This is a genomic window from Campylobacter sp. RM9328, assembly GCF_012978615.1.
The window spans coordinates 108,637-131,986 of record NZ_LIWF01000002.1 but is presented as its reverse complement, the minus strand read 5'-3'; the positions used below and the strand labels follow the sequence as shown (position 1 = coordinate 131,986).

The window sequence follows — 23,350 nt, the reverse complement described above, 5'->3', positions numbered from 1 at the left end:
AGAGACGATTTCTCGTCTCTTTTGTTTGTTTTTATAGATCTTCTTTGCTGAATCGGAAAATATCCTTTGGTTTGCCTATCTCGTTTTTGGTAATAAGACTACGCTTTTTAAGCTCTTTTACTAGGTTTTCTGATGCTTTTTGGGTTGTTTGTATATCAGCGTTTAGCCCACCTGCGGCTGAGAATAGCCAATACTTGTGTATCTCAACCCAGTCGATTAGCTTTTTAGTCTTTTCAAGTGCGGTATCGCTTGGAGCGACTGAAATTTTAGCAAGTTCCAACTCTTGGAAATATACCGACATTGTAATGATGGCGTCAGAATATCTGCCGACTGATTTTTTAGTTAGTAAATTTTTAATTTTATCTATTTTGTCGGAAATATTAATTAGCTGCGGAAACATATCCTCAGAAATTTTTCCTCCTTCTTTTAGTTTGGTTATCTTATCTATTTGTGGGACAATAGATAAAAAGAGCTTTTCTATCTTATCCTGTGTCGAGCTTAGAACTTTAACTTTTTTAGTAAGAAAGCTATATGCTTTTATAAGTGCAGCGTTTATTTTTGCCTCACTTGGTTTGGTAATATTTGGTAACATTTTAGGCTTTTTGCCTTCACATAATTCACTCATAACTTCTAAAAATGGACGCTCTATAGCCCCTTCTATCCTTGCTCCACCTTCGGTGCAGTTGTAACTTTTGATATCGTTTAGCATGGACTGAGTGATATCTGCTTCAAATTGATTTTTAAATTTATCCCAGATGTATGTTGTTCTTACTTCACCTTTGCCACCATAAGCCGGTACATATAAAAATTCATCTGCTTGAGCAAAGGCATGTCCTGTGGCATGAGACTTGCCGTCCGGTGCAAAAGCTAGGTCTTGACCGATAAGCACGATATTTTTATGTCCTAGTGCGTAGGCTATTTGATATGCTTGGTTTGCGGTGCTGTGCCCAACACCTACGTAGCCGTATTTGTCTAGTTTAAATGCCCTTTCTGTTGGGTGTGGACGCATGGTGAGAACAAGGCGACGAGGCAAGATGTTTTTGATGGTTTGTTCGTGAGTAAGTGAAGCTACGATGAAGTATATATCTTCGTCTATTTTTTTGTTTTTGTGCTCAAAAAAAGTAGATGTGGCGCTAACTCGCTCTATTGATGTAACATAGTCGGGTTTAATGCCATGTTTTAGAAGTATCGGATATGATGCATCAAGACTTATAACTGTAACATATGGGGCAAATTTTTTAAGTGTATCTAACTGTTTATCAAGACTTGGTCCCGTGGATACAATTACTGCGGTATCCATAAGTTTATGACGCTTTTTAATTAGATCAGCATAAGCATAGTTAGTTATCATTGTCGGTAAATTTTTGACATGATAAGAAATGCCTGTTAGCATATCATCTATGCTATTACCTTGACTAACTACGGTTTGAGAAATAGCTTTTGAAAATTCCTTGTTTATTCTTATGATATCCTCTTCAAATTTATCATAAAAATGTGTGTGTATTTGCAGTGTATAGGTTTTAGCATACATTAGAAATTCATTTTTTGCCACGATGTAGTAAAGCTGTGTATATGTGGCAAATTTTGAATAAAAAAGTGTAAGTCTTTGACTAGCCAGCTCTTCTGAAAGATCAACTAAATTTAAAACCGAGTATATAATTTCAATTTCCGGCTCTAGCACTACTATGCGTTTATGTGTCGGGTTAAAAAGTAGTGCTTTATAAAGTATGCCGTTGCCAAGCCCATAGAAGTATAGTATAGGATAGCGCTTGTATTGATTCTCTATCTCTTGAAGCATATTGTTTATATCGCTGACAGGCTTTTCATAAATATACTCGAACGTTTGTCTGTCTATAAGATTGATGTCTATAGGGTCTTTGCCGATAAAAATTTCATATTTATCTTGTTCGGTCATAGCCCAAAGTCTGGCAGCTAGCACCTCATCTTGTTGAAAGAGGGCTTGTAAGTTTTTTTTAAATATCGGATTTGATATATCTTGCTCGCTCATCTGTTCTTTTTGAGAAGTTTTCAAAGTGTTTATTCTTGGATTTTTTAATGTAAAATTCTTTGTCTTGTTAGCCATTTTTCTATCCTTTAGGTTGTCTTTTGAAATTTAGACCGATTTGGTGGTTAAAAATCCTCTTTTGTTATTTTGTCTGCAAATTCTATATCGCGTTTGGCTGTTTTGCCTATTAGATCAGCCTTAAATTTAGGGTGCAAGCCGTATCCGGGGCGGACGCTTCTTATGTTTTGCTCCGTGAATTTTTCGCCTTTTTTTATGTCCGCACTTGCGTATAGTGAGCGGGCGAATTTGTGGTTTTTTATCTCTTTTTGATTTAGCTCAAATTTTGCTTCGCCCAATAGTGCTTCGGCATATCTTACCGCTTTTACCATCTCACTAAATTCTCTTTCATCAAGGCTAAACGCCTCATCGACACTTCGCACGCTTTTATCTAAGATAAAGTGCTTTTCGATTATGCGTGCGCCAAGGCTAACGGCAACCACGGGCGCAACGATACCAAGCGTGTGATCGGAGAAGCCAACTTCTGCGCTAAATTTATTTCTCATCGCCGCAATTGTTTGTAAATTCATCTCATTTAGTGGTGCGGGATAGCTTGAGGTGCATTTTAAAAGCGCGACATCATGGTTGTTTTCTACTTTGCAAGCGTATACCGCAGCGTAAATTTCATCTTCGGTGATTATGCCTGTTGAGATTATCATTGGCTTGTTTTTGCTCGCCACGTAGCGGATAAATTCAGGATCGTTCGCTTCAAAGCTTGCGATCTTATATGCTGGCGGGTTAAACTGCTCTAAAAAGTCCACATCGTCTTTGCAAAACGGGCTTGAAAAGCAGATGAGTCCCTCTTCGTGCGCGACTCTAAAAAGCTCTGCGTGCCACTCTCTTGGAGTTAGCGCTTCTTGGTAGAGTTCATATAAATTCGCCCCGTCCCAAAGTCCGCCACGTATCATAAAGTCTTCCTTGCGTGAGTTTAGCGTAAGACTATCTGGAGTGTATGTCTGAAGCTTGATGGCGTTTGCTCCTGCACGTTTTGCCGCTTTTATGGTTTTAATCGCGGTTTCTAAACTTCCAGAGTGGTTTGCGGAAAGTTCGGCGATGATAAAGACATTTTTGCTTGTGTCAAAATTTGCTATTTTCATAAATTATCCAAATGTTTTCTTTATAAATTTCTAATATCAAAACCAGGCCCTTATCAACCAAATATGATATGACGTGACACGGCTTTTAATGCACGTTTAGTCATAAAACTTCCATCGCTGCTTATCACTATGGCTTGCGTGATATCTTGCATAAAAGCCCTTTTAAATTTAGCCATATTATAGCAGGTTTGCGTTTAAAAATAGTCTTGCGATGTTTAAGCTTTGTATGATTTATAATTTTTTGTATTTTTACGCTATTTCTTTTTATAAATACAAATGTGACTTTGTTGCAGACAGAAGATAGATTACTAACTATAATTCGAAACTTAAAATATAAAATTACAATTCTATTTTAAAGGAGATTAATATGAGAAAGTTACTTTCTTTTGTTTTAGGTGCATTTTTAATGCTTAACCTTGTGAGCACTAACGCATTTGCGGACGCCGCCAAAGGTCAAAAATACTACCTTAAATTCATGAAACCTGCCACAGGTATGAATGGTGCCGAGTTTGCTCGTCTTCAAACGCAAGCAGGCTGGCAAGAGCTTTTTGAGGGCGATGCGACTAAGTTTGTAGAAAAATACTCAAAAGAGTATCCAGCTTTGCAAGATTTTCTAAAAAGTGACAAATTTCCAAAGTCTATGACCCATATTAAGGATTTTTGTATCGAATACGCCGTTGATAGCGGTAAAGTCCCTTCTTGCTAACACCATAAGGAGATAAAATGAAATTCATCCATCCGTTACTTTTGGGAGCGGTATTTTCTGTATCTTTCGCGCAAAGCGATACAGACGCGCTCAAGACTTTAGAGCTCCAAGTAAAACAGCTTCAAGCGCAGATAGAAGCTCTAAAGGCAAATCAAGACAAGATTAGTACTTTGCAAGCATCTTTATCAAATTCTACTATGGGTGATGGTAAAGAGGTTAGTGTTACGAAAAATGCCGATGATATAACGTTACTAAAAAAACAAGTAGGCGATATCAAAAAACATACGGCAGGAGATAATGTCAAATGGGATATCGACTTTAGAACAGCTTACGATAATCTCGACTACAAGATAAATGGTGTAGGAGATAAGCATAACGGAGTTTGGACAAACAAGCTAATACTGGGAATGTCGGCTTCTCCGATAGATAACTTAGTGTTTAGAGGGGCGTTGGGTGCTTATAAAATTTATGGGCAAAATAACGTGGCTCAAAATTCATATTTTCAGAATTTTGACTGGTATGGTACTCAAAAACCAAGCGATAATGCCATTCGTTTAAGAGAGGCGTATTTTTTATATATGAACGAAGTCGGGGATATGCCTTATACTGTTAGCTTTGGAAGGCGCCCGTCAACGGATGGTTTTTTAACAAATTTACGTGCCGATAATGCTGAGCCAAAATCTCCTATAGGGCATAATATCAATATGGAATTTGACGGCGCTAGCTTTAAATTTGATCTTGATAAGATAACCGGTATCCCCGGCTTTTATGCGAAATTGTGTCTAGGTAGAGGTTTTTCGGATACCACGGGTGCATACTCTATGAACATGAGCACTATGGGCTTTAATCCTGGCTATATCAATGCAGACCAAAATCCAAACATGGACTTAGCAGGCTTGATCTTACAGCTTTATGATAACGGACAGTATAAACTCATGGGTAATTACTTCATAGCTAAGAATTTGATGGATATGGATATTACCGGCATGGGTCTTACTGGTCCAAACTTTAAATTTAGTGATGTCGGCGACATGAGTGGCGGTGCGCTATCTCTTCAAGTAAATGGCATAGGCGATGGCTGGAGCGACTTTTTAGATGATACGATATTTTTCGCATCTTATGCGTTTAGCAAAACAGACCCTAACTCAAATAAACTAGGCGCTATAACTCCTATGGGAACCATAAGTCCGATGTCTGGGATGTTGGGATCACAAGATAGTAAATTTGGCTCATCTATATATCTAGGTTTACAAACTCCCGGAATTTTTGAAGGTGATCGCTTTGGCTTAGAGTATAACCGCGGAAGTAAATACTGGAGAAGCTTTACTTACGGCGAAGATACTTTGATAGGCTCTAAGCTTGCAGCTAGAGGTAATGCGTATGAGGCATATTACACAAAACCGATCGCAGGCAAAAACCTGGTCGCAGGGTTTAGTTATGCTTACATAGACTATGACTACACCGGTAGCGACACATTTTTTGGATGGACGGGAACGCCTATGGATGTAGATAAAACTCCTGGAGCTGTAAAAAGTGCACAACAAGTTCGTTTGAGCTTAAGATATAGGTATTAAACAAGCGACGGCTACCAAATGCGCTAGCTCGTTTTGATCAGAGCATATGAGTTTATGTGGTAAATTTACGCCAAATTTAAATATAGCGACATATAGCTCATTTGCTCATCTTTATCATAAATTTCAAAGCCAAATTTGCGGTATAGATTAGTCGCCTTTTCATTTTCGTTGTAAGCGCACGATTTTAGCTCTTTGATTTTAAGTGCTTTGGTGGCGTAATCTATAATAGTTTGCATTAAAATTTGACCCTTGCCTTTAAGCTTGGGGTTGGCGTAAATTCCAAATTCGCAAGAGTCTTTTGTGATATCTATGAAATCTATCACGCCGATATAAATTTCACCCTCTTTTACCAAAAAATACCGCTTATCCCCGCGTTCTTTTAAGCTTTCTATAAATTTCAAATGTTCCTCTTGGCTAACGCTTCTGTTTTTCATAAATTTAGCCACTCGCTCATCGTTTCGCCAAGCTAGGATCATCATCCTTTCTTGCTCATTTAGATCGGTAAAATTTATCAGGCTAATTTCTTGCATATCTCTTCTCCGCTAAAAGCTTTAAAGCCCTTTTTAACAAGCCATTTGTAGATTTCGTCTTGATTTTGGTCGACCTTTACGGCGCTAAATTTTGCGCCCAAAACTAAAGCCTCATTGGCAAAAGAGCTTGCCGAAATTATTAGTTCATGGCTTTCATTCATAAGCCTTGCGATCTGCTTTGAATTTATAAAAAGGCTTAAATTTGAGTTTTTTTTAGCTAGCTCTTTAAGTGCGTTTAAATTTGGATTTGCAGATGTCGTGATAACGGCGATTTTATGTCCTTTACTAAGCAAAATTTGAGCAGTTTTAAAACTAAGATCCATCACGTCGCTTCCACCAAATGCGATGAAAAAGTCAAATTTTTTCTCACGTTTTATTTCACGCTCCTTGTAGAATTCATCACGAACAAGCATAAAATTTTCACCGCAACAAATTTCACACTCCCTTGGCACGAGAGCTTCGTATCTTTGTGGGTCGGCAAAAGTATTAACATTTAGTAAAATATCGCAAAAATGCTCCTTGTACTCATCGTCAAAGCTTAAAATTTTAACTCCAGTTTGCTCTTTTATTTGCTTCTCATCTTTTGCGTTTATGCCGTAGTGGTCGATGATAAGAAGCTTAAATTTTTGCTCATTTATTAAATTTATAAGGTATTTTATATTAGAGCTTTTAAGCTCAAATTTGGGGTAATTTATCTCATCAAAGATATCGCCATTTAGTCGCACGCATGCGAAGCTAATATCCTTAAAATGGCTTGCAAGCACCAAATCACGCCTGATGTGTCCGTGCCCGATAGTAGCGCTACTATCGGCTCTAATAAGTGTTTTTAGGTGTGAGGGTTTTTCAAACATAGTTTATTTTATAAAGCTTTTTAGCAAATTCAAAATCATCCATCGTATCGATATCGCAGACCAAATTTCGCTCTAAAACAAACGCCCGTGAATGCGGTGCAAATATCGCCTTATCTTCAAGCCACGCCTCACGTCGCCCGAAGTAAAACTGCCCCGCATCGTGATACGCACGCTCTAAGTCTTGCGAGCGAGTTTTTAAGTGCTGCGGATAAAACATACTCACGTGTCCATTTTCATCAAGCTTTATCGCGCGTTGAATAGGGAAAGAAAACTCACAAGCCGAGAATAAAAACTCCGGATTTTCGCCCATAAATTTTGTGTGCGCTTGCTTTAAAATTTCACCCGTTAAAAGCGGAGCTGTAGCGTAAAGACAGCAAATGCACTTAAATTCTTCACTCATTTTCATACAAGCGTCTTTTATCACCGCACTTGTTGTTGCGTAGTCGTCGCTTAGTGCGAGCTCTCTCATAAATGGCGTCTTTGCGCCAAATTCCCTTGCGACTTTGGCAATAGCTTCATCATCGGTGCTTACTATTATCTCATCAAAAACACCCGAATTTATCGCCGCTTCGATGCTGTATGCGATGAGCGGTTTGCCTAGAAAATCCTTGATATTTTTATGCGGGATTCGCTTGCTTCCGCCGCGAGCCGGGATGACACAAAGGCTTTTCATTTTAAACTCCACACTCTTTTGAAGTGTCAAATTTGGCTAGAACTTCGAGCAAATTTGTAGCGACGAATCGGGCATCTTGCATACTCATCGATTGGTGACACGGCAAGCTAAGCTCTGCTCTATAAAAGTCCTCCGCAACTTTTAGAGCCATTTCGCCGTAAATTTGCTTATAGAAGCTAAACTGATATGTCGGCTTGTAATGCACCTGCACGCCGATACCGCGCCTGTGAAGCTCCTCAAAAATATCCTCTTTAGCGCACCAAAAATTTGAAAATAGCAAAATCGGATAAAGGTGGCGTGCGCTCTTTTTGTTTTCGGCGATCTTAATCGTGCTAAAATACGGGTTTTTCTCAAATTTCTCATCGTAAAATTTAGCGATCTTCTCACGCACCTCTATCATCTCGTCAAGCCTTTTTAGCTGGCTCGTGCCCAAGGCGCACGCAACGTCGCTTAGGCGATAGTTGTATCCAAGATGGCTCATATCGCTATCCCAAAGGCGCTTTTTGCTGATACCGTGTGAGCGGTAAAGCCTAGCAAGACGTGCGATCTCATCGTCGTTTGTGGCTAGTGCGCCGCCTTCAAAGGTGGTTATGGGCTTAATAGCGTGGAAGCTAAAGACGGTCGCGTCTGCGTGATTGCCTATCTTTACGCTATTTATTTCGCTCCCTAGTGCGTGTGAAGCGTCGTCAAGCACCTTTATACCGTGCTTTTTGGCGATTTTAATTATCTCTTCTATCTCTACGCCGTTTCCGCCAAAATCAACAGGCGTTATCACTTTCGTCTTTGGGCCGATTAGCTCTGATAATTTTTTCTCATCGATATTTCCGTCAAATTTCACATCGCAAAATTTCACGTTTGCACCGCACATTAGTGACGCATTTGCTGTTGCCGCAAATGTTATAGGCGTAGTTATCACTTCATCGCCCGCCTTTAGTCCAAGAGCCAAATACCCCACGTGAAGTGCGGAAGTGGCGGAATTCATCACGATAACATGCTTAATTCCAGTGTAGTTTTGAAGTGCCGTCTCAAACTCATCTACTCTTGCCCCGCCTGTTAGAAAGTCGCCTTTTAGCGCTTCGGTAACTGCGGTGATGTCATCGCTTGTGATTTGTTGTCTGCTGTAAGGTATCATGAATGCTCCCACAAAAGTTTTATGTGATTTTATCATAATATCACAGACTAGGCGGCGAGTTGTTACTTTTTCTCGTTTTCTATGATATTAAGTGTCTTTTGTAGGATAGGGGCTTTTTCTTTGCTAAGGGCGATAAAGTGGGGACTTGATAGGCTGTTTAGGTTGTATTTTATATCTTTGCCGTCATAGGCTTGGCACATCACCCCACCGCTAAATTCTATCAGTGCGTCTCCTGCGGCTATATCCCAAATACTACATGGGCTAAATCTCATATAAACTCCAGCGCTGCCTTCTGCAAGACGACAAAATTTTATCGCGGAGCCGACATCCTTGCTTTTTAAATTTAGCTTTGAGATGACGGTTGTTAGAGCTTTGTTTTGGTTGCGAGTGTTAAAAAGCACTAGATCGCCGCCATTTTGACGCTCTTTGTTTAAATTTACTACTCCGTTTTTTGTTTGCTTAAAAGCTCCCAGTCTGCTTGCGTAAAAAAGTTCATCGCTAGTTGGTATATAAATAACCCCGATAGAAGGTCGTAAATTTTCGATAAGTGCGATACATACGCAAAAGTTGCCGTTTTTATCGATAAATTCTTTTGTTCCGTCAAGTGGATCTATAAGCCAAAATTTCTTTAAGTCGGTATCTTTTAGCTCGTTTTCTTCGGAGCATATCGGCAAGTCGCTTTCGCTTAAAATTTTGCATATTATTTCGTTTGAAGCTAAGTCGGCACTTGTTACTGGAGAGTTGTCGGATTTGATACTGACGCTAAAGTCGTCATAGTGTTTTAAAATTTCCGCTCCGCCCGCAAGTGCCGCTTTTTTGGCTAGGGTTATTAAATTTTCTAGCATTTTGGAGTTCGGTTTGTCTCCCCGACATAAAGTTGTCTTGGACGAACTATTTTTATCGTGTCTTGCTCTTTTAGTTCTATCCACTGACTTATCCAACCAGGAGTTCTGCCGATGACAAAGATAACCGCAAACATATCATTTGGAATTCCAAGTGCTTTTAGGATCAGTCCTGAGTGAAAATCAACATTTGGATATAGGTTGCGAGATACGAAGTAATCATCGTTTAGTGCTATCTCTTCTATGCGGTTTGCGACCTTGATGAGCTCTGAGTTGATACCGATCTCATCAATTAGCTGGTCTCGCATCTTTTTAAGCACCTTTGCTCTTGGATCGAAATTTTTATACACCCTGTGCCCAAATCCCATAAGCCTAAATGGATCGTTTTTGTCTTTAGCCCTTGCGATATAGTGATCTACCTTATCAACCGATCCTATCTCTTCAAGTTGGCGTATAACGCCTTCATTTGCTCCCCCGTGAGCCCAGCCCCATAGTGCGCCAATACCGGCTGCGATACAAGCATAAGGGTGTGCGTGGGTCGATCCGACAGTTCGCACTGTCGTAGTAGAAGCATTTTGCTCGTGGTCGGCATGAAGACTAAACACCGTATCAAGTGCTTTAACTTCTATCGGTTTTAGATCGACGTGCTCGTAAGGGTAGCTTCTCATCATATACAAGAAATTCTCTGTAAATCCGCGATCTAAATTTGGATATATGATAGGAAGACCGCGTGAGTAGCGATAGCTAAATGCTGCGATAGTCGGAATTTTAGCGATAATACGCATAGCCATTTCGTGATACTCTTCAGGTTTATCCATGTTTAGGTGGTCTGAATAAAATGCCGATAGAGCCGAAACTGAAGCCTGAAGTATAGCCATCGGATGTGCTTTGTCGGGAAATGCGTCAAAAATTTTTAACATACCCTCGTGGATAAACGAGCGTTTTTTAAGTTCTAGTTTGAAAGCCGCGTATTGATCGGGATTAGGAAGCTCTTTGTTTAAAAGCAGATAAGCTACATCAAGAAATGTCTTTTGCTCGGCTAGATACGCTATATCATAGCCTCTATACATCAACTCGCCCTTAAGACCGTCTATGTAAGTTATTTGCGATCTGCACATCGCCGTTGAGGTGTATCCACGGTCAAAGGTAAACATGCCCGTGTCAGAAAAAAGGGTCGATATATCTATCACATCCGGACCCATTGTTCCTTGTAAGATAGGAAACTCATAACTTTTTCCATTGCGGTTATCGGTCAGTGTTGCTGTATTTGCCATTATCTATCCTTTTTAAATTTAGGTTTTATGTTGATTAAAATTTTAATACTTATGAGTGATATTATAGCTTGTGTTAGGCTTGCTAGTATGAAAGAGGAGTAAAAATTTTTATCTATATTGCCTGTTTTGTATGCTATGGTAGCAACTGCGATTAAAAGTGTTAGCGGCATCGAGTGACTAAGTGCGTAAAGGACGGTGTTTTTAAGTTTTAAGATATTTAAAAACACTAAACTAGCCAAAAGCCTGCAGCCTATCATCGAAACAACGATGAAAGCGGCGTTGTTTAGCACTTCTGGGATAAAAAGGTTGTTTAGCTTAAACGTCGAGCCTATATACACAAAAAATGTAGGCACTAAAAACCCAAATCCAAAGCTTGCTAATTTATGTGGCAGATCCTTCTTATGGTCAAAAAATGTCGTGATAAACATACCCGCTATAAACGCACCAAAGGCAACTTCAAGATGTAGATAGACCATAAGCGCTATCATCACAAAAAACACCGCGATACTTAAACGTATGTCCTTCTCGTCCTTATCGTAGTGTGGCATAAGTAGGAGTTTTATGCTTGGATACCACCAAAATAAAACATTAAGAAATTTAAAGCCAAGCACGCTAAGCACAAGAAATATTATAAGATATGATATCGTTACCCAAAGCTCAAGACCTGCACCAAACTGCAAATAAGCCGCCGCAAAGGTTAAAAGCACGATACTTACTAACTCCCCGATAGCGGCGATAAGCATGCTTAAATTTAGCCACTCCCTATCCTTGCCATACTCTTTAAAGAGTGTAAATATCATGCCGACCGCCATGAGTGGGATTATGATGATAAAAAGCGGAGTTAGGTTAAAACTAAATGTCAGTATCGCAGAGAAGATATAAAGCAAAGAGATATAGATCATCCCTAGTTTTAAAATTTTTCTATCTGCGTTTATAAGCATTCTAAGATCGATCTCCATACCTGCTAAAAACATCAAAAAGAAAAAGCCGACCTCGCTGATGAGCTTAAAAATTTCATTCTCCCCGATAAATCCAAAATACCCAACCACGGCGCCAAGCGTGATCTCTATAGGTGCTATAGGTATGCGTAAAATTCTTGAAAAATACGGCGAGGCAAATATAATAAAAGCTAAAGTTACAAGTATGCCAAGCTCATTTGTTCCGTCTGTTTGCAAGTATAGTTCCTAAATTTAATGGCATTTTGTAGCGAAGCTAAAGCCCATTTTTTTGAAATTTTCGATATCGCGACTCGCGACTTCGCCTTTTGTTGTTAGATAGTCGCCTATGACTACAGCCGATACGCCGTGATCAAAAATTTCATATTGTCTATCGCCTAAAACCGCCTCTCTTCCTCCGGCTATCATTATGCGAACTCCAGGGAGTGCCTTTACCGTGTCGTCAACTATCTTTAGTGCCTCTTCTACGCTAAGACGCGGTTGTTTTATCTTTAATGCCTCGTTTTGTATGAAGAAATTTATCGGACTTGAAAAAGGCTTAAGCTCACACAAACTTTTTCTAAAGCTTGTTCTATCCTCTTGGCTTTCGCCGATACCGTAAATTCCTCCCGTGCATAGCTCAAGTCCAGCCTCTTTGGCATATAAATTTGTCTGCCATCTCTCGTCCCAGCTATGTGTAGAGCAAATTTTTGGAAAAAATTCACGCGATGTTTCAAGGTTGTGGTTATAGCTAAAAACGCCGGCATTTTTAAGTTCTTTAAGCTGATCTAGGCTTGCCATGCCGTTGCAAGCTATAAGCATGAGTTGTGGCACTTCCTTGCTAACGGCTCTTGCAATACGCGCGATCTCTTCGGTTTTTTTATCATTTAGTCTAGCACCGCTGGTTACTAAACAAAAGCCAAGCGCGTGATTTGCTGCTGCCATTTTAGCTTCCGTTACGACTTGCTCAACTGTTTTTATCTTGTATTTTTCTATACTTGCGTCTATTTTTGCACTTTGGGTGCAGTAGGCACAGTCCTCGGAGCAGTTGCCCGAGCTTACCGAGCAGATAGCGCATAGCATTATAGTTTTCATCAAATTCCCCTTTTTATAACTTATCTTGAGTTTTTTTGATCTGTCAAAACTCTTGAATTGTAACCTCTATCTTTTTAAATTCCGCCTCGTTTGGCGCTTTTATAAATTTATATACCTTTGGACTATTATCTTTAAATTCCAACATTGCAAATGTAAAATTTTCAAATTTTCTTCCACAAATTTCACCGGGATTTATAAAAAGACAACCGTCTTTAGCCCCTATCGTAAAGCTATGCGTATGACCAAATACTATCACATCGCTATCAGCTTCTAAAAACCTAGGATGGTGCATGAGCTTAAAATTTATGCCTTTAAATTCAAATTTATACGGCTCGTTAAAAAGCTCAAATTTATCGCACTCGGATTTTAAATGCCAGTCGTTGTTTCCTAAAACCGCTATGTATTTAACTTTGCTATCCCTCATATCTTCAAGCGTTTGTATCTGTTCGATATCTCCTGCGTGAAGCAACAAGCTAGCACCTTGCGTTTTTAAAATTTCTATCGCCTCACGGGCGATTTTACTTTTTTGGTGAGTGTCTGAAATGATACCGACTTTTATCATTTTATAAATAGAATTTTTACTCTGCGTCTGATACCTGCACCTTTTTTTTGCATTTTGTGCATTCGTGAAAAGTCCCTTTTTTGAGCTCTTTTTTTACCATATCTCCGCCGCACTCGTCGCATTTTTGAGCTACTGGCTCATAGTTGCTTATAAAGTCGCATTTTGGATAGTTGCCACATCCGTAAAATTTCCCTCGCCTTGAAAATCTCTCGACTATTTCGCCGCCGCATTTTGGGCATGGGACTTCAAGTTTTTTAAGCTCTCTTTTTGGCTTTTGATCATTAGTCGTTTGTTCATCAGTTGTTTGTGTTTTTATATTTCTTGAGTATTTGCATTTTGGGAAATTTCCGCACGCGATAAACTCTCCGTATCGTCCTTTGCGTTTTACCAGCTCTCCACTACACTCTGGGCATTTTTCTCCGATAGCGACAGTTACTTTTAGGCTCTTTATATTTGTTTTACCGCTTGAAATTTTATCCATAAAAGGATGATAAAACTCGCTTAGCACTCTTTGCCAGTCGGCTTCGTTTTCGGCTATTTTGTCAAGCTTTTCTTCTAGTTGAGAAGTAAATTCACTATCTACGATATTGCTAAAATGCTCCTCTAAAACACCTATCATACTAAACGCCACTTCACAAGGTATGAGTTGTTTTTTCTCGATCTTTACGTATTCGCGCGATGTTAGTAGTGATATGGTCGGCGCATAGGTACTTGGTCTTCCTATGCCAAGGCTTTCAAGCTTTTTGATAAGTCCAGCTTCAGAGTATCTTGCGGGAGGCTCAGTAAAGTGCTGCTCCTCTTTTATGCTTTGCAAGCTCATCTCATCGCCGACATTTACGTTTGGTAAAATTTTATCCTTATCCATGTCGCCGTAAGCTTTATAAAATCCATCAAAAAGCACCTTTCTTCCGCTTATCTTAAATTCCCCTTTTTGGCTTGCGACGTATATGTTTTGTGTTTGGCTTATGCAAGCGCTCATCTGACACGCCAAGAAGCGGTTGTATATAAGTGTATAAAGCCTAAGCGCGTCTTTTTCAAGAAATTTCGCTGCGATTTGCGGTGTAAAGTCTAAATTTGTAGGTCTTATCGCCTCGTGAGCCTCTTGTGCTCCCTTTGAGCTTGTTGCGTAAAGCACGGGCTTGCTTGGCAGATATTTCTCTCCGTATTCGCTTATTATCCTCTCTCTTGCGGCCTCTATAGCCTCTTTTGCAAGGTTTAGGCTGTCTGTTCTCATGTAGGTTATCGCACCCATAAAGCCCTCATGAGTTTGCACGCCCTCGTATAAATTTTGCGCTATCATCATTGTTTTTTTAGGGCTAAAGCCAAGTGCGTTTGATGCGCTTTGTTGAAGTGTTGAGGTCATGAACGGCGGACTTGGTTGCGTTTTTCTGTCTTTGCTTTCTATATTTCTTACGCTAAATTTTTCATTTGCTAAATTTTGCACTATGTATTTTGCGCGATCCGGGTTTGTTATGGTTAGCTTTTCGATCTTTTGGTCTTCAAATTTGATCAGTTCCGCTTCAAGATCTTTTTTAAACACCGTATCTATGCTGTAGTATTCTACGGGCTTAAATGCTCTTATCTCTCTTTCTCTATCGACTATGATTTTAAGTGCGGCACTTTGCACGCGACCCGCGCTTAGCCCCTTTTGTATCTTTAAATTTAAAAGAGGACTTAGCTTGTATCCGACTATACGGTCTAAAAGACGTCTGGCTTGTTGCGCATTTACACTGTCCATGTTTATAGTTCTTGGATTTGCCAGTGCCGTATCTATCGCACTTTTAGTTATCTCGTGAAAGACTATGCGAGGTAGTGAAGTCGCCTCTTTGCCGATAGCGTTTGCGATATGAAAGGCGATCGCCTCTCCCTCTCTATCCTCATCCGTTGCTAGATATATCTTATCGGCATTTTTGGCTAGTTCTTTTATCTCTTTTACTATCTTTGAGTGATCCATGCTTACACGGTATTCTGGTTTAAATTCATCATTTTCTATCTTTATGCCAAAGCTTGTTTTAGGAAGATCTCTTATATGTCCTTTTGAAGCGATAACATCGTAGTCTTTGCCTAAAAAATTCTTTATAGTTCTTGCTTTTGCTGGTGACTCTACAATGATTAGATTTTTCATTTGTAGCCTTTTTTGAAAATTTTTGACGTAATTGTAGCAGAAAAATTTAACACTATACTAATATGTAAAGATAAAAGATCTCAAATTTATATGAAATTTTATTTTTTACTTTTTACCCCTAAACTTTTTTTTACTTCTTCCGATATAGTTTTCATACGACATGATGTCGTTAAATAAAACAAAAGGATTTACAATGAGTTTTCGTATTAACACTAACATTAACGCGTTGAATTCACACGCAAACGCAGTTGGCAACAACAGAGATCTTTCTCTATCTCTTGGCAAGCTAAGTTCCGGTCTTAGGATCCAAACAGCAGCTGACGACGCTTCAGGTCTTGCTATCGCAGACAGCCTTAGAAGCCAAGCTAGCGCTCTTGGTCAAGCTATCGCAAACGGTAACGACGCTATCGGTATCATCCAAGTAGCTGATAAAGCTATGGACGAGCAGCTAAAAATTCTTGACACTATCAAAGTTAAAGCTACTCAGTCAGCTCAAGACGGTCAAACTACTCAGTCTCGTCAAGCACTACAAGCTGATATCGTTCGCCTTATGGAAGAGCTAGATAACATCGGTAACTCAACTTCTTTCAACGGTCAACAGCTTCTAAACGGAACATTCTCTAACAAAGAATTCCAAATAGGCGCTTACTCTAACCAAACCGTTAAAGCAAGTATCGGTGCTACTACATCTGACAAGATAGGTCTTACACGTTTTGAAAGCTCTAAGCTTCTAACAGCTTCAGGTAAAGTAACTCTAACTTTCCTAAATGTTGACGGTGTAAATAACGTTAAAGTAGCAGGCGCTACTATCGGCACAGGTCTAGGTCAAGGCGTAGGCGCTCTAGCTGAAAATATTAACAAACTTTCAGACAAAACAGGTGTTCGCGCTACATTTGACACTACTATGATAGCTGCAACTGATATAGCGGCAGGCACTAAGCTGGTATCTTTTACTATCAACGGCGTTAAGATCGGTGACTTAACATTAGCAGAAAGAGACAGTAACGGCGCTTTAGTAAATGCTATCAATGCTGTAAAAGACCAAACAGGTGTAGAGGCATCTACTAACGAAAGTGGTAAACTAGTTCTTACTAGCCGTGACGGTCGTGCTATAAGCTTTGGTGGCGGCAATAATAATACTGGCTTTCAAGCACTTGGCTTTGATACCAAACTATCAATCTCTAAAAATGGTTTCGTAGGTCGTCTAAACCTAGTTCGTCTTGATGGACGTGATATTAAGATTAGTGCAGGTGGTGGAAAAGGTTTCTCTGTAGGCGTTTTCTCTGCTAAAGGTGGAGCAAGTGAGTCTGTGTCTTTAAGACAAGTAAGAGGACAGATAGACAAAACCCTAGCTACAGCTATGGGCTTCCAAAGAATGAGTATAGCTGCTCTAACATCAAACCAAGCAGCAGGCGTTATGACTTTACGCGGTGCTATGGCTGTTATGGATATCGCTGAAAGTGCTCAAAAAACACTTGACCTTATCCGCTCTGACCTTGGTTCTGTTCAAAACCAACTTATATCTACTGTAAATAACATCACAGTAACTCAAGTAAACGTTAAATCAGCAGAAAGCCAGATCAGAGACGTTGACTTCGCTGCAGAGAGTGCAAACTTCTCTAAATACAACATCTTGGCACAATCAGGCGCTTACGCTATGAGCCAAGCAAACAGCGTTCAACAAAACGTGCTTAAATTACTTCAATAATTTTAGGCGCTCCCATATCCCTCGCACCCGCGGGGGATATCTCTTTTATCCTCATAAAATCAAATCAAATTTTTAAATTCTGAACTTAACTGTTATTTAAAGACAAAAAGAGTAGTATTTTGATAATTTTCAAATTTTAAGGCGAAAACATGAAAGAATTCGGTTTTTATAACCAAACAGACGAAAGTATTATGCTAAATGAGCAGATTGAGATCACAAAAGACGAAAATGCTCACTTTTTAGTTGCAAATTCATCAAGGCTAAACGCCGATATAATCGCACCCGAGATAGACTTTTATATAAAAAATTCAACCGATAGTGTGCTTGATAAGGCTAAAAACACACTTATGCTTTATGAGGCTAGAGCTACTTGTTTTGATACGGCAAAGGATATCGACTATGACAAAAAAGTCGGTAAAAACGTCATAATCGTAAGCAACGCAGGACGCGAAGCTCTGGCAAATAAACTAAGACAAAATGACTTTAAGGTTATCGAACTTGCACATTTTGAGATCAAATTTGTATATGGTGCGGTTGGAGAACTAAATGCTATCGTGCTTAAAGAAGAGGGAGAATTTGATATAGAGTGCGACTTTTTTCTGGTAGAAAATGCCCGTGACTACATGCTTAAGCAAAGTGGCTGTATGGAGATATCAGGTAAAAACGATGATGAAATTTTAGACTTTCTTACTTCACACACACCAAACTATCCTTACAAAAGCTTTATAAACTACGACTCAAGTATATGTCAGTATCATGAGAGAAGATCTGAAATTTGCGCCAAATGTGCCGACGCCTGTCCAACGGTAGCGATACTAAAAGAGGACGAGAAAAAACATCTCGTGTTTTCACATATCGACTGCACAAACTGCGGAGAGTGTGTGAGTATATGCCCTAGTGGCGCTATCGACTACTCTGTTATGCCACGCATGGCGTTTATAGAGCTAGCTCGCATGTATAAAGGTAAAATTCCCTTAATCATCCCTCGCTCTATGTCGCTTGAAAATTTAAACATATCACTACCGCAAAACGTAGTTCCGTTTGCCGTAGAAGCGGATAAATTCTTAAGTCATACACACCTTTTAACCCTGCTTCAAGAAAGTGGCGCAAATTTGATAATCTACTCAAATGCAAGAAGTAGGGCGTTAAATTCTGCGGTTGACATGCTAAACCAAATTTACGAGCTAAAATTTAAAGAAAAAGCCGTTTATGTAGCTAAAAACCAAGATGAGTTAAAAAGCGCTTTAGAAAAGGCGAAATTTATCCAAGGTAGCGAGCAAAGCGTAAGCGAATACGCTCTTGCTAAACGTGAAATTTTTGCTAATCGTCTTCAAGCTTTAGTAGGCGAGGATACTTTAGGCACGGTATATGCCGATGATGCGATAGAGTATGGTACTGTCGAGATAAACCGCGATACGTGCACGCTTTGTCTAAGTTGTGTAGGCGCTTGTAACGTAAATGCGCTAATCGCCGATAAATCTGATAACTCTATAAAATTTAACCCAAGCATTTGCACGGCTTGCGGGTATTGCGAGGTAAGCTGTGCCGAAAAGGACACTATCGTGCTAAAACGTGGCAAGATCGAGCTTGCGCCAAAAACCTTTGAGTATAGTGAGCTTGCAAAGGATGAGCTATTTAAGTGTGTAGAGTGCGGTAAAGAATTTGCTACTAAAAAAGCAGTTGAGAAGATCGCAGCGCTTATGACCCCACGTTTTGCTAATCAACCCGACAAAATAAAGACGCTTTATTGCTGTAGCGACTGTAAAGCTAAAGTGATGATAAAAGCGCAGATCGCAGCAGCCCACGAAGGAAAAATTTATGAATAAAAACATAGATATCTTAAAAGCTAGGTCGTATTACTACGAATTTTTTGCTATGCCGTTTTTTTTCTATGAAAACGATAAGAAATTTAAAATTTGGCAAGAGCAGCTAAATGAACTAGCTAAAAATCCACTCTCAAAAGAGTGTGAAGACGCATTTAATGAGCTAAAAAAGATAAGCTTTGATGAATTTAAGGACGAGCAAAATTCAGTACTTTTTGACCTAAGTTATGTAAACGTGCCTTTAAGCGTTAGCTTTTATGAAGAGGGCAGGGATGAGGGTGCTGCTAGACTTAGAGTGATAGAAATTTTAAAGAAAAGCGAGTATAGACGCGATCTTTTAAGATGCCCTGATAGTGAGGATTTTGTTGGATTTGTATTTTTCCTTATGATGACATTTTTATGCGATGAAGCTGATAGTAACAGCAAAGAGAGTCTTGCTGATGAACTTTTTGTGCGCGTGATAAACGGCTTTGTAGATGAATTTACACAGATGATATTAGAGCATGAAAAGGCTAAATTCTTTAAATTTTTTGCTGTGATCTTAGAGACATTTATGGCTTTAGAGCGCTCTATGCAAGGCGTAGAAGCTCCTGTGATAGACCAAAGCGTGCAAACTCCCGCACAAGCGGCACTTGGACGCAAGCCGTATAAAACTAAAATGCCTACAGTTAAGTCTAAAATACATTGGGAAGAATTTAGCACCATTTAGCACTTGCCTTTTAGGAGAAAAGGGGCTTAAATTTAAGCCTCATCTCCATTTTTAAATTCTTTATAATGCCTTTTAAGGTTTAAGGCTGTCTCAAATTAAATTTAATGCTTTTTTGGTTGTTTTGCCAGAAAATTTACAAAAATCTTTCACTTTCGTAACCTGAGTAAATTTAAAGGATAAATTTTATCAAAAGTCGATATTTTGGTATAAATTTTATACAAAGTAGATCAAATATCATTAAAACAATATAAAAAATAATATCTAATTAATAATTATCAATTTACTTTTCTACTTATTGTGCTAAATTTACATATATGGAATTTTAGCATATTGAAATAAAATATCTAAAATAATGGAGTTGCCCTAAAACAAGGGCTTGTTGTTATGTAACTTTATATATTTATGTTTGTGTATGCGCTGAGGCAAATTATAAAATATGCAAAATTTACATAATTCATTTAGAAAGGTTGTTTAGATGAAACAAAACAGAAGAGAATTTCTCAAAAAAACCTTAAAAGCAACAACGGCAGCTACTGCACTTACGGCTACTTCGCTTATAGCAAGTTCAAAAATGCCAAATGATGCAGATGGTAACGGCGTGGTAAAAGGAAAATCAAATAAAAAAGAAGTTCTTTACCGCAAAACCCAAATGTGGGAACAATACTATAAAGTCGCTTACTAGGAGATGAGATGAGTAATGTAAGAGTCGCAAGACGTTCATTCTTAAAGCTCGCAGCCCTTGGTGCCGGTAGCACTATGGCGTTTGGAGCACAGAATTATACTCTTAAAAAAGCAGACGGCTTAAGCGAGCAATATCCCGGCTCAAAACGAGTTAGAACGATATGCTCGATATGTTCAGCCGGCTGTGGTATAGAAGCCGAGGTTAAAGACGGTGTTTGGTTGCGCCAGGATATGGCGGTTGCACACCCGATTTCACAAGGAAGCCACTGCTGTAAAGGTATAGATCAGATCGATCTTACAAAAAGCAAACAACGCATAAAATACCCGATGAAAAAGGTAAACGGCAAATGGGAACGCATAAGCTGGGAGACTGCCGTAAATGAGATCGGCGACAAGATGCTTGAAATTCGTAAAGAGCATGGTCCAGATAGCGTTGAGTTTTTAGGTTCGGCTAAATTTAGCAACGAACAAGCTTGGTATTTTAGAAAATTTGCAGCATTTTGGGGTTCAAACAATATAGACCACGTTGCACGTATTTGACATAGCGCATCAGTCGCCGGAGCGGCGAATACTTGGGGTTATGGCGCGATGACAAACCACTTTGGAGACGTGGCGGCAAATTCAAAAGCTATAATGGTTTTTGGAGCAAATCCTGCGGTTGCAAATCCAGTAGGTGGCATGAAGCACTTCATACAAGCAAAAGATAGAAACAACGCACAACTTATAGTCGTGGATCCGATATTTACAAAAACAGCGGCAAAAGCCGATCATTATGTGCGTCTTCGTCCGGGAACGGATATAGCTTTTGTTTACGGTATGCTTCATCTGATATTTAAAAACGGATGGGAAGATAAAGAATTTTTAAAACACAGATCTTATGGTGTTGATGAGATCCGCGAAGAAGCGGCAAAATGGACGCCTGAGGAGGTTGAGGATGTTACGGGAGTTCCAGCTGAGCAGCTTATACAGGTAACAAAACTTTTTGCTACTACAAAGCCTGCTTGTATAGCTTGGTCTTTGGGTATCACACAGCACTCTGTAGGTAGTTCAAATACAAGAATTTTATCTATTTTACAGTTGGTATTAGGAAATATTGGAAAACCGGGCGGCGGTTGCCAGATCATCCGTGGACACGATAACGTCCAAGGCGCAACCGATATGGGTAACCTAGCCGATACGCTTTCTACTTATTATGGTCTTGGCGATAAAGCATGGAGATATTTCTGTAAAGGCTGGGGTGTTGATTTTGATGAATTTACAAAACGCTTTGCGGTATCTGTTAAAGAGCCAAAACAAGGCGGAGCACCTGTAAAAGGAACAAAATTTACAGAGTATTTTTATCATAACCCAAAAAATCCTGAAGATAGAAATTGGAGAAATGAAAAAGGTTGGTCACTATCAAAATGGTGGCAAGGCGTCTTGAAAGAGGAGAAAACTTTCTCAAGTGGTGAGCTTAAAGTTCTTTGGGTGCAAGGAACAGGTATAACATCGATGGCCCACCTAACAAAAATTCAAGAAGCCGTTGATAAGCTTGATCTGCTAGTTGTTGCAGAGCCGTTTGTAAACGAAGTCGCGATACTAAGCGATAGAAAAGACGGTGTTTATATCCTGCCTGTTGCAACGCAGTTTGAAAATAGCGGAACGGTCGTAGCAACAAACAGAAGCGGTCAATGGAGAAGCAAGGTGGTTGATCCGTTATTTGAAAGTAAGCCCGACCATGAAGTTATGTTCGCTTTTGCTAAAAAATGGGGCTTTTATGAAGAGTATACGAAGTCACTAATGATGGATGTTGTTGACGGGGAACTAAAAGTAGTAAAAGATAAATTTGAATGGCCTGAGGACGCAACTCGTGAAATGGCTAGGATGGGTCGCTCTATCGGACTTACAGGCTGGCAGCCTGAGCGCTTAAAACGTCACCAAGCTAACTGGGAGAATTTCGATCCAGATACGCTTAAGGGTATAGGCGGGGATGTCAAAGGCGAGTATTACTCACTTCCATGGCCATGCTGGGATGAAAAACACCCTGGAACTCCTATCCTTTATCGTCCTGATGTGCCGTATACGGAGGGCGGAAGCGGATTTAGAAATCGCTTTGGGCTTGAGCATAACGGCGTAAGTCAGCTTGCTGATGAAACCGTAACCATAAAAGGAGCTAAGGTAGAGGGCGGATATCCGCAGATTACTAAAGCAAACATTGAGGCTGTTCTTGGCATAACTCTAAGCGAAGAGGAAAAGGCTAAAATGGGTGATGACTGGACGACAGACTACAGCGGTATAATCCTTGCAAAATGTCGTGAAGCAGGAGTTGCACCTTACGGAAATGCAAGAGCAAGAGCGATCGTTTGGGAATTTATAGATCAAATTCCAAAACACCGCGAGCCTATCCACTCACCGCGCTGGGATCTAGTTCAAAAATACCCTGCTATCGATGATCAGGAGAGAAATTTCCGTGTCGAGGTTAAATTTAAAGGTGAACAGCAAAAAGAAGACTGGAGTAAAAATTTCCCTACTATCATCAGCTCTATGCGCTTAGTAAATTTAAGCGGCGCAGGTATGATAGAAAGAACGAGCAAATATCTTTCTGCGATAACGCCTGAAATGTTTGCGTATGTTCATCCTGAGCTTGCGATGGATAAAGGCATAAATGACGGCGATATGATGTGGATACACAGCCCGCAAGGCACTAAGATAAAAGTAAAATGCTACCACAACGAGACTGTTACACCGGATAGAATTTGTCTTCCGTATAACTTTGCCGGTATCATGCAAGGTGTGGATATAAGCGACCGCTATCCTGAAGGCACTAAGCCGTATGTCATAGGCGAATCTTCAAATACGATCGTAAACTACGGTTTTGACCCTGTTACTCAAATTTCAGAGTTTAACGCGGGACTTTGTCGTATAGAAAAAGCCGATGCAATGGGCTTTAAGACAAATTTCTTAGATGAGATAGCAAAGTAAGGAGCAAGCA

The 23,350-nt window shown here is 39.7% G+C and carries 19 protein-coding genes; 7 read left to right on the top strand and 12 right to left on the bottom strand.

Translation table 11 applies throughout. The features are described from left to right. Window positions 1–31 precede the first annotated feature (31 nt). Together CCAL9328_RS02195 and pseI are read right to left on the bottom strand one after the other, a co-directional pair. Window positions 32–2,083: a motility associated factor glycosyltransferase family protein gene (locus CCAL9328_RS02195; RefSeq protein WP_169999900.1), complete on the bottom strand. Its 2,052-nt coding sequence runs from the start codon at window positions 2,081–2,083 to the stop codon at window positions 32–34. 47 nt (window positions 2,084–2,130) lie between these two features. Continuing rightward, complete coding sequence (gene pseI / locus CCAL9328_RS02190; protein WP_169972009.1) at window positions 2,131–3,159, bottom strand: pseudaminic acid synthase; 1,029 nt, start codon at window positions 3,157–3,159, stop codon at window positions 2,131–2,133. A gap of 367 nt (window positions 3,160–3,526) precedes the next feature. On the opposite strand from pseI, the gene CCAL9328_RS02185 reads away from it, so the two are divergent. Both CCAL9328_RS02185 and CCAL9328_RS02180 read left to right on the top strand, forming a co-directional pair. Further along, window positions 3,527–3,865, top strand: a complete 339-nt coding sequence (locus CCAL9328_RS02185) for a hypothetical protein (protein WP_169936842.1) — start codon at window positions 3,527–3,529, stop codon at window positions 3,863–3,865. Window positions 3,866–3,882: 17 nt separating this feature from the next. After that, window positions 3,883–5,439, top strand: coding sequence for a DUF3373 family protein (locus CCAL9328_RS02180; protein WP_169999899.1), 1,557 nt, complete (start codon window positions 3,883–3,885; stop codon window positions 5,437–5,439). Between the two features lie 65 nt (window positions 5,440–5,504). Here the strand turns inward: CCAL9328_RS02180 and pseH are convergent, their stop codons facing one another. The 10 genes from pseH to topA form a co-directional block, all read right to left on the bottom strand. Then, window positions 5,505–5,969: a UDP-4-amino-4,6-dideoxy-N-acetyl-beta-L-altrosamine N-acetyltransferase gene (gene pseH / locus CCAL9328_RS02175; RefSeq protein WP_169936838.1), complete on the bottom strand. Its 465-nt coding sequence runs from the start codon at window positions 5,967–5,969 to the stop codon at window positions 5,505–5,507. Beyond that, window positions 5,951–6,820 (bottom strand): UDP-2,4-diacetamido-2,4,6-trideoxy-beta-L-altropyranose hydrolase, encoded by an 870-nt coding sequence (gene pseG, locus CCAL9328_RS02170; RefSeq protein WP_169999898.1) that lies wholly within the window; start codon window positions 6,818–6,820, stop codon window positions 5,951–5,953. The genes pseH and pseG overlap by 19 nt, the downstream gene beginning before the upstream one ends. Then, on the bottom strand, window positions 6,813–7,493 hold the full coding sequence (gene pseF, locus CCAL9328_RS02165; RefSeq protein ID WP_169972006.1) for a pseudaminic acid cytidylyltransferase: 681 nt from the start codon (window positions 7,491–7,493) through the stop codon (window positions 6,813–6,815). Before pseF ends, pseG begins: the two co-directional genes overlap by 8 nt. A gap of 1 nt (window position 7,494) precedes the next feature. Then, window positions 7,495–8,625 carry a UDP-4-amino-4,6-dideoxy-N-acetyl-beta-L-altrosamine transaminase gene (gene pseC / locus CCAL9328_RS02160; protein WP_169972005.1) on the bottom strand — a complete coding sequence of 377 codons (1,131 nt, stop codon included), beginning with the start codon at window positions 8,623–8,625 and terminating at the stop codon, window positions 7,495–7,497. 62 nt (window positions 8,626–8,687) lie between these two features. Continuing rightward, window positions 8,688–9,470, bottom strand: a complete 783-nt coding sequence (locus CCAL9328_RS02155; RefSeq protein WP_169999897.1) for a 3'(2'),5'-bisphosphate nucleotidase CysQ family protein — start codon at window positions 9,468–9,470, stop codon at window positions 8,688–8,690. Beyond that, window positions 9,464–10,741: a citrate synthase gene (locus CCAL9328_RS02150; RefSeq protein WP_169936828.1), complete on the bottom strand. Its 1,278-nt coding sequence runs from the start codon at window positions 10,739–10,741 to the stop codon at window positions 9,464–9,466. The genes CCAL9328_RS02155 and CCAL9328_RS02150 overlap by 7 nt, the downstream gene beginning before the upstream one ends. Next, window positions 10,741–11,916 carry a cation:proton antiporter gene (locus tag CCAL9328_RS02145; RefSeq protein ID WP_169936826.1) on the bottom strand — a complete coding sequence of 392 codons (1,176 nt, stop codon included), beginning with the start codon at window positions 11,914–11,916 and terminating at the stop codon, window positions 10,741–10,743. Before CCAL9328_RS02145 ends, CCAL9328_RS02150 begins: the two co-directional genes overlap by 1 nt. Before the next feature lie 15 nt (window positions 11,917–11,931). Then, a complete protein-coding gene (locus tag CCAL9328_RS02140) occupies window positions 11,932–12,771 on the bottom strand; it encodes a biotin synthase (RefSeq protein WP_169936824.1) in 840 nt (279 codons plus the stop codon). Window positions 12,772–12,814: 43 nt separating this feature from the next. Continuing rightward, on the bottom strand, window positions 12,815–13,333 hold the full coding sequence (locus tag CCAL9328_RS02135; RefSeq protein ID WP_169999896.1) for a YfcE family phosphodiesterase: 519 nt from the start codon (window positions 13,331–13,333) through the stop codon (window positions 12,815–12,817). Between the two features lie 16 nt (window positions 13,334–13,349). Then, window positions 13,350–15,458, bottom strand: a complete 2,109-nt coding sequence (gene topA, locus CCAL9328_RS02130; RefSeq protein ID WP_169999895.1) for a type I DNA topoisomerase — start codon at window positions 15,456–15,458, stop codon at window positions 13,350–13,352. A gap of 193 nt (window positions 15,459–15,651) precedes the next feature. Here topA and CCAL9328_RS02125 point away from each other — a divergent pair, with 193 nt between their 5' ends. From CCAL9328_RS02125 to CCAL9328_RS02105, 5 genes are all read left to right on the top strand, one after another. Further along, window positions 15,652–17,166 carry a flagellin B gene (locus tag CCAL9328_RS02125; RefSeq protein WP_169972000.1) on the top strand — a complete coding sequence of 505 codons (1,515 nt, stop codon included), beginning with the start codon at window positions 15,652–15,654 and terminating at the stop codon, window positions 17,164–17,166. A 149-nt stretch (window positions 17,167–17,315) separates the two neighbouring features. Continuing rightward, window positions 17,316–18,992: a 4Fe-4S binding protein gene (locus tag CCAL9328_RS02120; RefSeq protein ID WP_169999894.1), complete on the top strand. Its 1,677-nt coding sequence runs from the start codon at window positions 17,316–17,318 to the stop codon at window positions 18,990–18,992. Next, a complete protein-coding gene (locus tag CCAL9328_RS02115) occupies window positions 18,985–19,698 on the top strand; it encodes an amidohydrolase family protein (protein WP_169999893.1) in 714 nt (237 codons plus the stop codon). The genes CCAL9328_RS02120 and CCAL9328_RS02115 overlap by 8 nt, the downstream gene beginning before the upstream one ends. A gap of 475 nt (window positions 19,699–20,173) precedes the next feature. Then, the gene (locus tag CCAL9328_RS02110) at window positions 20,174–20,380 is read left to right on the top strand and encodes a twin-arginine translocation signal domain-containing protein (RefSeq protein WP_169936813.1); all 207 of its coding nucleotides are present in this window, start codon (window positions 20,174–20,176) and stop codon (window positions 20,378–20,380) included. Between the two features lie 8 nt (window positions 20,381–20,388). Beyond that, window positions 20,389–23,340: a formate dehydrogenase subunit alpha gene (locus CCAL9328_RS02105; protein ID WP_169999892.1), complete on the top strand. Its 2,952-nt coding sequence runs from the start codon at window positions 20,389–20,391 to the stop codon at window positions 23,338–23,340. The last annotated feature ends 10 nt before the right edge of the window (window positions 23,341–23,350 follow it).

Excerpts from the sequence above, each read along its gene's own strand:
- CCAL9328_RS02150 (WP_169936828.1), bottom strand. The coding sequence starts at position 10,741 with ATGGCAAATACAGCAACACTGACCGATAACCGCAATGGAAAAAGTTAT.
- CCAL9328_RS02195 (WP_169999900.1), bottom strand. The coding sequence starts at position 2,083 with ATGGCTAACAAGACAAAGAATTTTACATTAAAAAATCCAAGAATAAAC.
- pseH (WP_169936838.1), bottom strand. The coding sequence starts at position 5,969 with ATGCAAGAAATTAGCCTGATAAATTTTACCGATCTAAATGAGCAAGAA.
- CCAL9328_RS02110 (WP_169936813.1), top strand. The coding sequence starts at position 20,174 with ATGAAACAAAACAGAAGAGAATTTCTCAAAAAAACCTTAAAAGCAACA.
- CCAL9328_RS02140 (WP_169936824.1), bottom strand. The coding sequence starts at position 12,771 with ATGAAAACTATAATGCTATGCGCTATCTGCTCGGTAAGCTCGGGCAAC.
- pseF (WP_169972006.1), bottom strand. The coding sequence starts at position 7,493 with ATGAAAAGCCTTTGTGTCATCCCGGCTCGCGGCGGAAGCAAGCGAATC.
- pseG (WP_169999898.1), bottom strand. The coding sequence starts at position 6,820 with ATGTTTGAAAAACCCTCACACCTAAAAACACTTATTAGAGCCGATAGT.
- pseI (WP_169972009.1), bottom strand. The coding sequence starts at position 3,159 with ATGAAAATAGCAAATTTTGACACAAGCAAAAATGTCTTTATCATCGCC.
- CCAL9328_RS02185 (WP_169936842.1), top strand. The coding sequence starts at position 3,527 with ATGAGAAAGTTACTTTCTTTTGTTTTAGGTGCATTTTTAATGCTTAAC.
- CCAL9328_RS02155 (WP_169999897.1), bottom strand. The coding sequence starts at position 9,470 with ATGCTAGAAAATTTAATAACCCTAGCCAAAAAAGCGGCACTTGCGGGC.
- CCAL9328_RS02120 (WP_169999894.1), top strand. The coding sequence starts at position 17,316 with ATGAAAGAATTCGGTTTTTATAACCAAACAGACGAAAGTATTATGCTA.
- CCAL9328_RS02125 (WP_169972000.1), top strand. The coding sequence starts at position 15,652 with ATGAGTTTTCGTATTAACACTAACATTAACGCGTTGAATTCACACGCA.
- CCAL9328_RS02115 (WP_169999893.1), top strand. The coding sequence starts at position 18,985 with ATGAATAAAAACATAGATATCTTAAAAGCTAGGTCGTATTACTACGAA.
- topA (WP_169999895.1), bottom strand. The coding sequence starts at position 15,458 with ATGAAAAATCTAATCATTGTAGAGTCACCAGCAAAAGCAAGAACTATA.
- CCAL9328_RS02135 (WP_169999896.1), bottom strand. The coding sequence starts at position 13,333 with ATGATAAAAGTCGGTATCATTTCAGACACTCACCAAAAAAGTAAAATC.
- pseC (WP_169972005.1), bottom strand. The coding sequence starts at position 8,625 with ATGATACCTTACAGCAGACAACAAATCACAAGCGATGACATCACCGCA.
- CCAL9328_RS02180 (WP_169999899.1), top strand. The coding sequence starts at position 3,883 with ATGAAATTCATCCATCCGTTACTTTTGGGAGCGGTATTTTCTGTATCT.